Annotated in this window: 1 protein-coding gene; it reads right to left on the bottom strand. The window is 38.2% G+C overall.

The window, feature by feature from the left end; genetic code table 11:
- Positions 1-35 precede the first annotated feature (35 nt).
- Positions 36-1,284 (bottom strand): IS3 family transposase gene (locus tag IOC57_RS25460; protein ID WP_286185190.1). Its coding sequence is split into 2 segments (ribosomal slippage), with 1,250 coding nucleotides annotated over them: positions 36-925 and positions 925-1,284; the frame shifts between segments, so codons are not numbered across the junction. This gene is flagged as partial in the annotation.

Genomic DNA, 1,284 nt, shown 5'->3' with positions numbered 1-1,284 from the left:
TGAAGTGAACCCAAAAAGTTAGACACTTTATTTAATTAGGCAACCTTGAGGGCATGAACCCGGTAATCTACTGGGCTCATGCCTTTTAATTTTACTTTGATTCGTCGGTGATTGTAATAATGGATATAATCTTCCAGTTCTTTTTTGAAATGCTCCATGCTGTCGAACTTCTGTAAATAAAGTAATTCTGATTTCAGTAAGCCAAAGAAGTTTTCTATGACGGCATTGTCTAAACAATTTCCTTTGCGGGACATGCTTTGTATAATGTTATGTCTTTTCAAATCATGTGAGTATTGTTTCATCTGGTAATGCCAGCCCTGATCTGAATGGAGAACAGGGGAATCTTTCGATTCCAATCGCATAAAGGCTTGGTCAAGCATCTTGGAGACTAAGGGATAAACAGGACGTGATTCGATATTGTAAGCAATAATCTCTCCATTAAATAAGTCTAGAATGGGCGATAAATACAACTTTTCACCGTGTAAATGAAACTCAGTTACGTCCGTAACCCATTTTTGATTTGGCTTTGTTGCCTTAAAATTACGATTGAGGATATTAGGCGCATCCTTTCCAATCTTGCCTTTGTATGAACGGTATTTCTTCATACGGACCAGACACTTTAGTCCCAACTCCTTCATCAATCGAAGGACCGTTTTATGGTTCATTGAAATCCCTCTATTACGTAATTCCAATGTAATGCGTCGATACCCGTATCTCCCTTTATTCGTATGAAATATCTCCTGGATAACTGGCTTTATTTCTTCGTATTTATCATGACGCCCGAAGGCGTTTATCCAATAATAATAGGTACTCCTTGCGAGATTTGCGACGGACAGAAGTAGCTTTAAATTAAAATCTCCCCTTAGTTCATGTACTACTTTCGCTTTTTGCGTTCGGACGCTTCGCTTTCTTGAACTAAGGCTCTCAACTTTTTTAAATATGCATTCTCTGCACGTAATCTTTCATTTTCAGCCTGTAATGCCTCTAATGACCCTTCTACTGGTTTTTTCTTTGTTTCTTTTTTCATGGATGGACGCCCCTTTTTCTTCGTTTCAAGAGCGTCCACTCCGTACTCCTCCAATTGCTTTAGCCAATTAGTAATAGTAGAAGGAGAAGCAATGTTATACACAGCAGCTGCATGAGTACTAGACACTCCAAAATCGTTCATATAGTTTAGTACATCCATCTTAAAGCTAATATCATAATTTGTATAGGTAGACATTAACCCTTCTATCCCATGTTCTTTATAATGCGCCACCCATTGCTTTAAAGGAGTCAAACTGA

The organism is Bacillus sp. SD075 (assembly GCF_017355165.1).
GTDB lineage: Bacteria > Bacillota > Bacilli > Bacillales > DSM-1321 > Peribacillus.
This window is presented reverse-complemented; position numbering and strand designations above follow the sequence as displayed.